This is a genomic window from Chryseobacterium phosphatilyticum, from assembly GCF_002899825.2.
Lineage (GTDB): Bacteria > Bacteroidota > Bacteroidia > Flavobacteriales > Weeksellaceae > Chryseobacterium > Chryseobacterium phosphatilyticum.
This window is the reverse complement of sequence record NZ_PPED02000005.1, coordinates 170,432-184,315: the sequence shown is the minus strand read 5'-3', so window position 1 is coordinate 184,315 and position 13,884 is coordinate 170,432. Positions and strand designations below refer to the sequence as shown.

At 36.1% G+C, this 13,884-nt stretch carries 10 protein-coding genes; 1 reads left to right on the top strand and 9 read right to left on the bottom strand.

Going from position 1 to position 13,884, the window contains the following annotated elements:
- Window positions 1-41 precede the first annotated feature (41 nt).
- From C1631_RS19545 to C1631_RS19505, 9 genes are all read right to left on the bottom strand, one after another.
- Entirely contained in the window at window positions 42-563 is a 522-nt protein-coding gene (locus tag C1631_RS19545) for a hypothetical protein (protein ID WP_103246563.1), read from the bottom strand.
- Between the two features lie 39 nt (window positions 564-602).
- Window positions 603-2,501 (bottom strand): asparagine synthase (glutamine-hydrolyzing), encoded by a 1,899-nt coding sequence (asnB, locus tag C1631_RS19540; protein WP_109713796.1) that lies wholly within the window; start codon window positions 2,499-2,501, stop codon window positions 603-605.
- Window positions 2,502-2,566: 65 nt separating this feature from the next.
- Window positions 2,567-3,820 (bottom strand): lipopolysaccharide biosynthesis protein, encoded by a 1,254-nt coding sequence (locus C1631_RS19535; protein WP_109713794.1) that lies wholly within the window; start codon window positions 3,818-3,820, stop codon window positions 2,567-2,569.
- A gap of 5 nt (window positions 3,821-3,825) precedes the next feature.
- Complete coding sequence (locus tag C1631_RS19530; RefSeq protein ID WP_103246521.1) at window positions 3,826-4,959, bottom strand: glycosyltransferase; 1,134 nt, start codon at window positions 4,957-4,959, stop codon at window positions 3,826-3,828.
- Between the two features lie 95 nt (window positions 4,960-5,054).
- A complete protein-coding gene (locus C1631_RS19525) occupies window positions 5,055-5,543 on the bottom strand; it encodes a hypothetical protein (RefSeq protein WP_103246522.1) in 489 nt (162 codons plus the stop codon).
- Window positions 5,544-5,729: 186 nt separating this feature from the next.
- Window positions 5,730-6,515, bottom strand: a complete 786-nt coding sequence (locus C1631_RS19520) for a (Fe-S)-binding protein (RefSeq protein WP_027373004.1) — start codon at window positions 6,513-6,515, stop codon at window positions 5,730-5,732.
- Between the two features lie 79 nt (window positions 6,516-6,594).
- A complete protein-coding gene (locus tag C1631_RS19515; protein WP_103246524.1) occupies window positions 6,595-7,926 on the bottom strand; it encodes a 4Fe-4S dicluster domain-containing protein in 1,332 nt (443 codons plus the stop codon).
- 8 nt (window positions 7,927-7,934) lie between these two features.
- Window positions 7,935-8,885, bottom strand: a complete 951-nt coding sequence (locus C1631_RS19510; RefSeq protein ID WP_103246525.1) for an MlaD family protein — start codon at window positions 8,883-8,885, stop codon at window positions 7,935-7,937.
- 128 nt (window positions 8,886-9,013) lie between these two features.
- A complete protein-coding gene (locus tag C1631_RS19505; RefSeq protein WP_103246526.1) occupies window positions 9,014-11,167 on the bottom strand; it encodes a peptidylprolyl isomerase in 2,154 nt (717 codons plus the stop codon).
- Between the two features lie 260 nt (window positions 11,168-11,427).
- Between C1631_RS19505 and lon the strand changes: the two genes are divergently transcribed.
- Window positions 11,428-13,833 (top strand): endopeptidase La, encoded by a 2,406-nt coding sequence (gene lon, locus C1631_RS19500; protein WP_109713792.1) that lies wholly within the window; start codon window positions 11,428-11,430, stop codon window positions 13,831-13,833.
- Window positions 13,834-13,884: the final 51 nt, after the last annotated feature.

Here is a 13,884-nt window from a genome sequence, read left to right as displayed (position 1 = left end):
TGTTGAGCTTAAAATAAGCCAACAGTTGTACAAATTTAAAATTATTTTGTGATAGTTACCACATTTATCGAATTTGGTTGATCAGCTTCTTTTGAAAATTGAAGTACATCATTATAATATACTTTCGAGACCTGAAATACGGTAGGTGTTTTACGGTATTCGATTCTTAATCTGTCGATAATCGTATCCGGCTTATCATTTACTCTTTTAATTAATCCCAAAGCCATCACAGAATAATAGGAATTTCCTGTACCAGGATTATCCGGGCCTGTAGAATCCCGTCTTTTCCTTTTTGCTCCTGCAATATATTCCATATAAAATGTTGAATCCGGTCTCATTCTTAAAGGAATAGTAACCGGAGAAACATTTCTGTCTCCTAAGCTGTCATTCGCAAAATAGCTGGTGAAAGAACCTGTCTTTTTACTGTTCAGCAAATCAGGATTCGTATTGCTTTTCATGTAAATATTCAATACCTGATCTATTCTCTGCAAAGACTCATCGTCACTTTTACAGCTTAAAAGTGCACCCAAAACAATCAGTATTCCAAAAACAATGTTTCTCATCAACAGCAAAGATAAAATATTAATCTTTAGGCTCCTTCTTTATTCCTTAAAATATTTCTGATACCAAAGTTCAAAAGTTACCAGTTGCCAGATTTTTACAAAATCATAGTCTTTCCCAAGCCCATTCCACCATTCATCAATAACTTCAGCCTTAAAAAAATTTCTCTTCTTAAGACTTTCGAGATTTTCAATGACAAAATCTCTCATCTTCTGCTCATTTTTAAGATAATAATTTAGTGGAAAGGAAAAACCTCTTTTGGGCATCTTTAATATTTCTTCCGGAAGGTATTTTTCTGCCGTCTTTCTTAATAAGGGTTTGTTCAGTTTCCCCGTAAATCTTATGTTTTCGGGCAATAAAGCAACATAATCGATCAAACTGTTGCTGAGATACGGATAGCGAAATTCTATTCCATACTTCATCGCACTCAGATCATCCCGGAAAACATGATGAGAGGATAAAGAATATTTCATATCATATTCAAAATACCCTGAATAGTCTTTTGATTCTGATAAATGATAACCAGAAAGATTCGTGGATATATTTTTATAAATTTCAGGCCGAATAATTTCCTGGGCTTCAACGGGCCTCATTCCCGTTTGACTTTGCCGGAAAAAATCAAACATAAAATTCTGGGAAAAATAATTTTTAACTTTATCTGAAAATGCCCCTTTTGTCACAATAAAAGGGGTAATAAAATTAAAATTTCTCATCAGAAGCCATTTGTTGAGTTTCAAAGTATGTGAATAACCTCCAAAAAGTTCATCTGCCCCATTTCCACTCAAAACCACTTTTAAACCTTTATCATGGGCATATTTCGCCGCGTTAATCAGTACTTCGAGACTACTGTAAGGTTCTTCAAAATGTTGAATATTCTCTTTAAGCTGTTCCAGAATTTCTTCATCGGTCACTTTTTTCACATCATGAGCAACCCCAAAATGCTTTGCCGCCACTAATGCATTCTTTACTTCTTCCTCAGAAAACTTATAAGAAACCGTGTATGTATAGATATCTTTATTGAAAGATTTTGATTTTGAAGCAATTAACGTAGAATCTATTCCTCCACTCATCATAACAGTTACCGGAACATCTGCATACAGCTGCTCCGAGATACTTTCAGATAATAAAGCATCCACTTTTTTTACCGCTTCCATCTCAGTTATATTTTCATCTGTATTCAGAGGCAAGGTCCAGAACTTTTCCTTCGTAATGCTATTATCTTTTAAGTCAACAGTCATCGAAGAGGCTGGTTCCAGGGAAAATATATTTTGAAAACAGGTTTCCGGGGCTAAAGTCGTTTGAAAAAGGAAATTCGTATATACTCCGTTCCAATTGATTGCAGGTTGCACAAATTCATGTTGTAAAACAGCCTTTATTTCTGAAGCCCAAACTAATCCTTGTTTATTCTGATGATAAAAAAGAGGTTTCATTCCCACCCTGTCTCTTGCCAGAATCAACTTTTGAAGATTGAGATCAATAATGCAAAGGGCAAACATTCCATCCAGTTTTACCAACATTGCACTTCCCCATTCCTGATAGGCTTTCATGATAACTTCAGTATCAGAGGAGCTTTTAAATGAATACCCCAGAATCTGGAGTTCCTCTCTAAGTTTTCTGAAATTATAAATCTCTCCGTTAAAAGTGATAAGGATCTGCTCATTTTCAGAAAGCATAGGTTGATGTCCTCTTTCTGAAAGATCAACAATGGATAATCTGCGAAATCCCAAAGCAATATCGGACATTTCCTCACCAAGAAGCGGAAATTGTTCTTTAATTTCAGGTGTTGAAGCTTTTCCGGAAAAAGATTTCCCTTTGCCATTTTCATACATCCAGAATCCTTCATCATCGGGTCCGCGGTGTTGAATCGCGTGATTCATCTCCAGAATATTTTTAGAGGAAATATGTTGATGAAATGAATAATAGCCGCAAATTCCACACATAGTAAAAAACTTTAAAAGGTCTGTAAAAATAGGAATTTGTCTTTATGTATAGGCCTTCAGAAGAATTATTTCTTTAAAAGTTTATATTTCAAAAGCCTTATCTCTTCTTTTGAAATCATATAATCACTCCATTGGAAGGGTGTAGAACTATAAAATTTTCTGAACAAAACAAATGATGAAACCAGATAAGAAGTTGTGGTCGCAAAACAGGCCCCCAAAATTCCCCATCTAGGAATGGCTATAAACGAAAGAACAACCGTCACCACCAAACCAACGATTGATTTTATATTCAGAATTTTCAACGCTCTGGTTCCAGAAAAGTAATGTCCGATCATATCACTTACAGCAATAGCACAAATTCCCGGAGATAAAAAGAAAATAATCTCTTTAGTATCCCTGAATTCCTTCCCAAAGATCATCTGATATACTTCTGAAGGAACCATAATAATACCTGCAACAAAAACAATCATCAAAGCAAATGTCAGCTTAAGAGAATCCTTGGTTTTTGCTACAGATTCTTCGCTGCTTTTACTGTTGACCACATCCGAATAGAGAACCACAGCAATACTTCTTGTAATGGTCCAGATCGCTTCCGAAAAGGTCACTCCTATAGAAAAAACACCTACACTGGCAATTCCCTCAAAATATTCCAGAAAATAAAATGATAGCCTGTAATTAAGAAACTGAACAAAAGCACTTAACTGGGTTTTCCAGCCGTATTCGAACATATTTTTGGCCACAATCCTTGAAAACGAGATTTCGGAGACTTTGCATCTTTTGATAATCTGAAAAAAGCTGGTTACCGACAATAGGACAAGACACCCTATTTGAGCCTGAAAATACACAGATACCTCTTTTTTTCCAAAACCATATACCATCAACATAATAAAAACAACATGTACTAACTGTTGTAAAATAGTATATATATTGAACCTCCTAATGTTCTGTGTTCCTATAAACAACCCTATATTTGTGGATAGCAAAGAAGAAAATACAGAAATACCAATAAGGTAAGGAAGATATTCATTCTGAATTGAGGTAAAGCTAAATAAAAAAGGGACAAAAAGACCAATAAAAAAAGACCAGAGATAGGCATACAGCAGAATCTGTTCAATTTTAAATCGGGATGCAAAGTAAGAAGTGCTGCTTCCTGAGAAAATGCTGCTGAAAAAACTTACCGCAGCTGCATTTGCTATTACAATAGAAATGGTACCTTTCCCTTCACTTCCCCACATATTCGTGGTAAAAATAACCAGTCCGAAACTTAAAAATAAGATCAGAAACCGTGAAATGAAGGTTTTAATGATGGTAAGCTGCATGATAATTATTTATCCGTGGCTCTTTTCACAAAATCAAGAAAAGAATCACTGATTATTCTCCAGTTATATTTTTCTCTAAAATCCTTTTTTGCATTCAATGCATGTGTTTGGTAAAGATCAGGATTTTTAACATAATTTAAGATAATATCTGCAATTATTTTTTCATTTTGCGGATCTACCAGATAGCCAAAGGAAAGTTTTCCCATGTGCTTACGGATTCCTTTAAGATTTGAATAAATAACCGGTTTTCCTGCTCCCATAAAATAGAATAACTTTATAGGCAGGGAATGGTGATTTTCAAAATTAAAATCCCGCAGATCAAAACAGATATCTGCATCGGAAAATGCTTCTGTAAAATGTTCAAAGGAAGTCATTTTTCTTATCTCCAGATCATCAAAAGCGTACTTCTTCAATAATGAGGAAAAATATATTTTATCAATTTCCAGCTTTGCTTCTCCAATAATTAAAATATGAATCTTCAGTGAAGGATTTCTGTACCGAACCTGATCAATTGCTTTAAAAAAATTTCCAATTCCTTTATCTTTTGAAATGGCTCCGGTATAGCAAAGAGTAATTACTTCCGGGTTTAGTTTTTTACTACTTTCTTTGATATAAACCGGATCAGGATAATAAGGAAGTACAATTTGTTTTTTAAACCAAAAAAGCCACGCCAAAGGAAATTTTTTAGTGTACTCTCCAAAAATAAAATGAGTACTTAAAAATCCGGCATAGAGATTAATAAGGAAATATTTTAAAGCATGAATGATGTGGGTTGGAAAACGATATATCCGCAGCATTGACATGGCAGGATACCATTCAGTCACATCATAGATACAGCTGATCTTATGCTCCTTTACAAACTTTTTAGCCGCGATGACAGCCAGAGGTTCGGAGCAGATAATAGCCTCTGGTTGAAAAGAAAAACAAACATTCTGAAAAACTTCTTTTTTTTTCTCAATACTTTCTCCCAAAACAGAATAAGCTTCTATCTCAACTCCATCAATAATACCCTGATAATCTGAACACAAACTACAAATCTTAACGTGATAACCTTTCTTTTCAAGTTCTCTCGCCTGATGATAAAAAATCCTATCATCATTATGGCTATGAGAAGTCGTCAAAAAAAGTACTTTAAGCATTAGTTTCACTGGAGTCTATGCAAATATACATTAAAACAAAAAAGTGGAAAACACGTTTCCACTTTATGATTTATAAGCAATATAAGCTTAATACTTTATTTTATAGAAGCTGCCCAGCTCTTTTCAAAAGGTAAAAGGAAGTGACTTAAAAAATCCAGATAAGTATTTTTAGAAAAATCAAAAACCTGAATATCATGTGACAACTCTCCGTTTCTCAGTTTACTTTTAAAATCCAGAAGTTTTAATGTTTTCACTTCTCCATTTTCAACAAAACTGGCTTTCATTCTGTCGAAAAGTCCAAGCTGATACTCTTCATCAATTTCTCTCATGATCTTTCCCAGAGCATCAATACTACAGCCCGAAGCCATTTCTTTTTCTTCGTCTACGCATACTATGATAAACTGATTCTTTTCAATTTTAAAAGAAGAAGAAAGTGGTTTCCCATGAGCAGCCCATGTAGCCAGGAAATCAAATAATTTTTCAGTAATGGCCTTTGCCTCTTTCGTTTCAAAAGGCCTTGAAGCCGGGTATATAATGACTCTGTAGTCGTTGGTTTCTACAATATTAGATTCTTCGATTTTCATATCAAAACATTTATTTATTATTACAAACCGCCATTCTCCTCTTTTATCGGTCAGAACATTCCGTTGATGGCGATTCTATATCCAGTTAAATTAAAGTATAAAATTAAGAAATATTCCTGAGTTTATAATACATAAAAACCCAGACCAAAGCCTGAGTTTTTGTTTATATTTTTACCTTGCTATTCTTTACAAGTCATCAGCTTCTGCAAGAAGCTCTACGATGTCTTTCACAGCAACTTCAGTATTCTTGTTAAAGTGTTTCACTCCGTCCGTCATCATGGTATTACAGAAAGGACATCCTGTTGCAATTACTTTGGGTTCAAAAGATAAAGCTTCTTCTGTTCTTTCGATATTGATATCTTTATTACCCTTCTCTGGTTCTTTAAACATCTGTGCTCCTCCTGCTCCGCAACAAAGACCATTTGTTTTGCAACGCTTCATTTCTACCAGTTCTGCATCCAGTTTTTCAAGCAATAATCTTGGTGCCTCATATTCATCATTGGCACGTCCCAGATAACAAGGATCGTGGAAAGTAATTTTCTTTCCTTTGAATGCACCACCTTCAATCTTTAATCTTCCTTCTTCCATCAATGTTTTAAGGAACTGAGTGTGGTGTACCACTTCAAAGTGACCTCCTAAACTAGGATATTCATTTTTAAGGGTATTGAAACAATGCGGACATGCGGTAACAATTTTCTTAACCTCATAAGCATTCAGAACTTCAATATTCGTCAGTGCCATCATCTGGAAAACAAATTCGTTACCGGCTCTTTTGGCAGGATCTCCAGTACAGCTTTCTTCCTGTCCAAGAACAGCAAATTCGACGCCTATTTTATTTAATATCTTGCAAAACGCTTTTGTAATTTTTTTGGCACGGTCATCAAAACTTCCGGCACAACCCACCCAAAATAAAACTTCCGGGGCTTTTCCTTCGGCAGCATATTCTGCCATTGTTTTTATATTGAAATCCATTCTAAATCAAATTTATCAATATATCAATGTAACAGCTTATCCATGATTGTTACATCGTTACATTATTTACTTTGTTACATTAATTTTCTGTTGCCCAATTCAAACGGTCAGCCTGATTATACTGCCAAGGCGCCGCGTTGTTTTCTACGTTTGTCATCATCAGATTTAGTTCCTGCGGGGCAGCAGACTGTTCCATTACAAGGAATCTTCTCATTTCAAAAATAATAGAAAGCGGATCCAGCAATACAGGACAAGCTTCTGTACATGCGTTGCAGGTAGTACAAGCCCAAAGCTCTTCTTTTGTAATATAATCGTTCAACAGTTTTTTACCGTCATCGACAAATTTTCCGTTTTTATCGATATTTCTTCCGACTTCTTCCAATCTGTCTCTTGTTTTCATCAGGATTAATCTTGGAGAAAGCTTTTTACCGGTAACATTAGCCGGACAAACGGAAGTACAACGTCCACATTCCGTACATGAATACGCATTTAGCAATTGCACCTGATTCAGGTCAAAAATATCTTCTGCCCCAAATTTGGAAGGAGCTGCCTCTGCTTCTCCTTCAGCCGGAGCTGCATAAGGATCAGCATTAGGATCCATCATCAACTTGATCTCTTTCGTAACAGAATCAAGATTGTTGAATTTTCCTTTTTTATCGAGGTTAGCATACCATGTACTTGGGAAAGCAAGGATAATATGTAAGTGCTTTGAATAATAAAGATAGTTCATAAAGAACAGAATTCCTACAAAGTGGAACCACCATGCTCCTTTTTCTGTGAAGAATAAAAATCCGTCACTAAAATTGCTGAAAATCGGACCTAAAATTGTAGAACTGATCGGAAAACTTCCCAACTCGTGAAGAAGACCTCTTTGTTGCAATACCCAATCTGCGGCATTCATTTTAAAGAAAGCCATCATTAGCGCAAACTCAATAACAAGAATCCAATTGGCATCATGTTTTGGCCATCCGAAAAGTTCTTTCATGGTTAATCTTTTAACCCCATAAAAGTTTCTTCTGATGAAAAATACAACGACTCCGATAACAACAAGAAGAGCCAGTATTTCTAATGTTGCCGTAAAGAAACTATAAAAACTTTCTCCGAAAACTGAAGCAAGAAAACGATGGGTTCCGAAAATTCCGTCCACAACGATTTCTACAAGCTCAATATTAATAATGATAAAACCTACGTACACGAAAACGTGTAAAATACCTGCTATAGGCCGTTTTACCATTTTGCTTTGTCCCATAGCAACTCTTGCCATGGTACTCCAGCGTTCAGATTTCCTGTCGCTTCTATTGATTTCGTGACCCAATCTGATATTTCTATAGATTTTCAAAAGGCTCTTGCCAAACAGCCCGAATCCGGCCACTAATAAAATCAGGAAAATAATGTTATCGATGTACTGCATAAGGCGTATTAGTCTTTATTGTTTTTACCGAAAACAGAGAAATTGATATATCTCTTAGGGTTGGCTTTCATATCTTCAATCAATGAATTCAGATTAGAAGATGCAGAATTCAGATTATTATACAGTTGTTCATCCTTCATCAGTTTACCTAAACTTCCCTCACCTTTATCTATTCCTCCAATTACCTGATTCAGTTTTCCCACTGTAGCATCTAAATTGGCGATAGTTGCATTCAATTGTTTGGTATCAATACTCTGTGCAAGATTTCCGTATTTATCCAGTGTTACCTTTCCGCTTTGCATCGTAAGGCTTGCATCATCCAATACTTTCTGAAGCTTAGGATCATTATGCCCCACCAGATTATTTACGTTTCCGGCAGTCGTTTGCAATGCACCAACTGTTTTATTAAGATTTGATAATAAAGCTTTAACTTCAGCTCTATTCTGTGCATCTACAAGCAGATTAGCATTTGCCATCAAAGAATCTACTCTATGCAGTACCACCTGTAGCTGATCTTTTACGGGTCCTACCTGAGAAGAAAGGCTTCCCAGTGTTCCCAGTTTGAAAGCTCCTTTCAAGGTATCACCATCTTTTGCAGTAACCCCGCCATAGGTAAGGTTTACTCTCATTTCTTTCCCGGACATTAATCCCGGTTCAAAAATTTCAAGGGTAGAGTTTTTTGAAAATTCAAATTTATTGTCTACTGTAATTTTTACAACAAAACTAATTTTACCATCCTTCGCAGTTTGAGGAATGATCTTATCGACCTGCCCGACCTTCAATCCGTTGATAGAAACGGCTGAGGACTGTGCCAGACCTTCCACATTGTCATATTTTGCGTAAAATATATTATCGGTAGTAAAAAGGCTTTTCCCTTTCATAAATTGAAACAACACGACAAAGCCTACAACAGCTAGAAGTGCGATCACACCAGCTTTTAATTCTTTACTGAACTTCACTTGCTAATTTTTTTCTAATAAGCAAATATAATACATTTTAAATAAATCTTTTCCCATATTGCTCTGCGTTAAATACAAAAAAAAGCGACAAAAAATTTTGTCGCTTTTATATCATTGAAATGAATTTCTTATTGTTGCTGATTTCCCAGCTTATTCCAGATCTCAATTCTGTAATCCTGGATATCTGCATTGTCCTGAAGACTCTTCATCCATGCCTGTCCGAACATCCCTGCGTTTCTCTGAGTAATTGATTCAGTAAACTGCTTAAGATCACCAGGTTGTTTGTTTACAGTTTCTGATTTCTTGATCAGAACATACACTCCTGTTCCGCCTTCAACCGGGTTGGAAAGCTTACCTTTTGCAACACCAAATGCTGCTCCTGCAACTTTAGGTTCCATAGCACCAGCTACTGAAGGGTTTAATAAATTAACCTGAGCTGTTTGTTTTGTAGTGGCAAATAATTTAGCAATCTGATCTAAGTTTGAAGCTTTAGCACCTGCAATTTTATCAGAAATTTGTTTAGCTGCCAATTTATTTTTAACAAGAACTTCAATCTGATCTCTTACAGATTCAGGGTCTGCAAGACCTGCTTCCTGTTTTCCGTTTAGGTAAACGATAATCTTATCTCCTGTACCATCTACTGTAAAGAATTCTGTATCTCCTTTTGATCTTTTCTTATCAAAAGCCCAAGCCAGGATTTCTCCATCTTTATCGGTACCTAACCCCTGAAGCTGCCCGTCAAATCGTTTCGCATTCTTTGGATTAGAGAACTGGTAATTATCTTTCTTAGCAATATTCACAAAATCGTTGAATGATTTTCCTTGAACCTGCTGAATGAATTTTCTTGCTTTTTTATCTGTATCAGCTTCTGTAGCATCAGACGGCTTGATTTCTTTGATAAGATTAGCCACCTTATACCCCATTGAACCCGATTTTTTATCTTCGATATTGATAATGTGGTAACCAAACTGAGTTTCTACTACTCCCGTAGCTCCTTTAGGGTTATTAGCAAGGTATGTTAAAAACTCAGGAACAAAAGGTGTTTCAGGAGTTGTCCAACCTAAGCTACCTCCCTGAGCTGCTGAGTTAGGATCATTAGAAAGCTTAAGAAACTCTGTAAATTTAGCCGGAGTTGCTTTTACGATAGCTCCGATAGAGTCTGCCAATTTCTTCGCCTGCTCTTTAGATCTTGAAACTCCTTCTCCGGCAGGACTTCCTTTGAAAGCAATAAGGATATGTCTTGACAATGTAGAATCTGAAGTTTTCTTACCTACAAGTTTAGAAACTACGTAGAAGTTTTGTTCTTTATAAGGACCAAAAGTTTGTCCGATCGCGGCTGTTGTGATTTGACCTTGTATTGTTGACGGCAATTGAGTAGGTTTTACATACTGAGGATTGAAAGGCATATCAGAATTTGCCATGACAAACATCGAATCATTTTTCGTGTTCTGGAAATTCTCAGCTCCTCCGCTCGCATCAGTCCCTCCTGAATATAGTTTTGTAATTTCTTTCATTGCCGCAGCATCATCCGTTGCGCTTGGCTTAGAAGGGAAATATACAATTCCGATATTTCTGCTTGGCTCAGCTTTGAACATTACAGGGTGTTGCTTGATATAATTTGCAAGATCTTCAGTACTAACGTTAATTTTAGTTTTTTGAAGGTATGCAGCATAGTCAACCTTTACAAAGTCGATGTCAGCAAGCTGATCTCTCTCCTTCATCATCTCTTCAGCTTCTTTTTTACCTGTGGTAATACCTGCTGAAATATTAGTAAATACCTGTCTGGCCATCAGTCTGTATTCAATAGTCTTTTTTGTTTTCAACCATTGAGTGTATCCTTGAGGATTGGTATTTTTTAATGTTTCAATTTCTTTTTTAAGCTCTTGAGTTTTAAAATTACCTTTCTCATCAAAGAACTGTTGATTCTGAGCAAACATTTGATCATACTGGATCTGACTCCAGAAATAATCATCCGTCATTTCGAAGCCCAGTTTCTCAAACTGTTGCTTGATAAGTTTAGATTGTACAAGTAACTGCCATGCCTGCTCTTCAAGACCGTTTTTTGGACGACCTTGTTGCTCAGCCTGTTGCTGCAGCACGAAAAGTTGATCATTAAACTCTTCGCGGGTAACTTTCTCACCATTTACTTTTCCTAAAACGTCAGGATTTTTTCCAAAAACCTTGTCGATACTATCCGGGTTCACCAAAAACGCTAAAAGCGCTAAGGCTATTACTCCCATTAAAAGCCAAGGCTTACTCCTAATCTGTCCTAAAATTGCCATTTTATAAATTATAGTTTTTTATCAGTTTGCGAAAATACACATTTTTAAGAAATTACAGAAGCAGAAGTTCTTTATTTTGTATTTTAATCTCAAAGATTATGAAAAAAAGGAAATTTTGACCATATTTTTCAGTAAAAAACAAATGGCATAAGTATTGTGCATTGTAAGATATTATAATATACCACACGTTTTCAGAGGTTATTATAAAAAATCACTTTAACGATTAAAAACGAAAATGACAATTTGTCATTCGATTAATTATGACAGAATTTGAAGATATTAGTTTAGAGGAAATGATCAGTGACGGATTTGATATCGTAACTGAAGAAATCAATCTTTCTGACTTTGCGGAAACTGATAAAAATTCCGAACAGAAAATATTCCCAATACTTCCTGTAAGAAATATGGTCATGTTCCCCAATGTGGTGATTCCTATTACAGCAGGAAGAAAAACATCGATACAACTTCTTGAAGAAGCTCAGAAAAACGGAGATTTTATAGGAATCGTGAGCCAGAAAAATTCAGATCTGGAACAGCCAACTGAAAAAGATATTTATACCACCGGTACACTGGCAAAGATTATCAAAATTATAAAGCTTCCGGAAGGTAATATCACTGCGATCACTAAAGGATTTCATAGATTTAAGATTAAAAAGGTTCTTGAGAGCCAACCTTATTTTAAAGCTGAAATTTCAAAATTAAAAGATACCAGACCAAAGGACCAGGAAGAATATGAAGCATTGCTTGAAAATGTGAAGGAACTGGCTTTAAAAATTATCGAACTGGATCCGAATATTCCGAATGCCGCTAATTTTGCCATCAAGAACATCAATAATAATGATGACCTTTTGAATTTCATCTGTACAAATGCCAACTTCCCTTCTTTGGAAAAACAAAAGCTCCTTGAAGAGAAGAGCCTGATGGAAAGAGCGAACAAGTGCTATGAAATGATGCATGAAGATTTCAGAAAACTGGAATTAAGAAACCAGATTCATCAGAAAACGTCAAAAGATCTTGATAAACAGCAGAGAGAGTATTTTCTGAATCAACAAATCAGAACAATTCAGGATGAATTGGGTGGTGGTCCTGAAAGCGATGTTGAAGATCTTATCACGAAAGCAAAGACTAAGAAATGGAGCCAGGAAGTAGAAGAACATTTCCAGAAAGAAATCAACAGGCTACAACGCCAGAACCCCAATTCTCCGGATTATAATGTCCAGAGAAACTATCTGGATTTCTTTACAGATCTTCCATGGGAGACCTATACTAAAGATATTTTTGATATTGCAAAGGCAGAGAAAGTTCTGGATAAAGCTCATTTTGGATTAGAGGATATCAAAAAAAGAATATTGGAGCACATGGCTGTTTTAAAATTAAAAAACAACATGAAATCTCCTATTCTATTATTGGTAGGACCTCCGGGAGTGGGGAAAACCTCTTTAGGGAAGTCTATCGCTGATGCATTAGGCAGAAAATATGTAAGATTATCTTTGGGTGGTCTTCATGATGAGAGTGAAATCCGGGGACACAGAAAGACTTACATCGGTGCTATGGCCGGAAGAATTTTGCAGTCTATCAAAAAGTCCGGAACATCTAACCCGGTTATTGTTCTTGATGAGATCGATAAAATCGGGCAAGGTCTTCATGGGGATCCTAGCTCAGCACTCCTGGAAGTACTTGATCCGGAGCAAAATAAGTCATTCTATGACAACTTCCTTGAGATGGGGTATGACCTGTCGAAAGTAATGTTTATTGCAACGGCAAATTCACTTTCCACTATACAAACACCTCTTCTGGACAGAACTGAAATTATTCAGATTGCAGGGTATACAATGGAGGAAAAAATTGAAATCGCAAAAAGGCATTTAATCAAAAAACAACAGGAAGAAAATGGTTTGGACACCAAATCATTTAAACTTGGAAATGCCGAGCTTAAGCATATTATAGAAGCCCATACTTCCGAAAGCGGAGTAAGAACTTTAGAGAAAAGAATTGCTGCCATAGGAAGATGGGTAGCATTACAGACAGCCTTGGTAAAAGAATATGATCCAAAAATTTCTCTTGAAAAAGTAGACGAAATTCTTGGAGTTCCGAGGCCAAAAAGTTTATCTGAAATCACAGGAGTTCCGGGAGTCGTAACAGGCTTAGCCTGGACCAGCGTTGGCGGAGACATCCTTTACATTGAAAGTATTTTAAGCAATGGAAAAGGAGCATTAACGATGACAGGTAACCTTGGGACGGTAATGAAAGAATCTGCAACGATTGCTTTAGAATATATTAAAGCGAAGCACGATGAATTGGGAATTACACAGGAAGATATGGATAAGAAAAATATTCACGTACACGTTCCTGAAGGAGCAACTCCAAAAGACGGTCCATCTGCAGGTATTGCGATGTTGACTTCAATGGTTTCTTCATTTAAAAACAAGAAAATCAAACCCCATCTTGCCATGACAGGAGAGATCACTTTAAGGGGTAAAGTCCTTCCTGTAGGGGGAATTAAAGAAAAACTGCTTGCCGCAACAAGAGCAGGCATCAAGGATGTTATTCTTTGTGAAGCCAACAGAAAAGATGTAGAGGAAATCAAAAAAGATTATTTAAAAAATCTGAAGGTTCACTATGTCAACAGAATGGAAGAAGTCATCGACATTGCCATTGAAAAATAAAACAATTGATAACATATTAACTTCTCAATAAAGAAACACGTCCTGCTAACC